Raw genomic sequence first — 238 nt, forward strand, 5'->3', positions numbered from 1 at the left:
GTGGGTCGCGAGCGAGGGCGCGGGCGCGGTCGGCACCGGAGTGTCGGACGACGACGAACGCGTGGTCGTCGCGACCGTGGGCGTCCCACATCGGCCACTGGCGCTCGACGAACGTCGACTGGAGGGAAAGCGACCCGAGTTCGGCGGTCGTCGCGCCCAGGTCGTCCGCGTCACCGACCTCGTCCGTTCGCGGACGGTCGTCGGTGGGTGAAGGCGACGGAGGAGCGTCGGGGGCGCT

General features: G+C 73.1%; 1 protein-coding gene. It reads right to left on the minus strand.

The window, feature by feature from the left end; translation table 11 throughout:
* Positions 1–238 (minus strand): hypothetical protein (locus tag SM753_RS21130; RefSeq protein WP_323192999.1); only part of this gene is annotated, 238 nt, incomplete at both ends.

The sequence above is a fragment of the Halostella sp. PRR32 genome (genome assembly GCF_034808085.1).
Lineage (GTDB): Archaea > Halobacteriota > Halobacteria > Halobacteriales > Natronoarchaeaceae > Halostella > Halostella pelagica.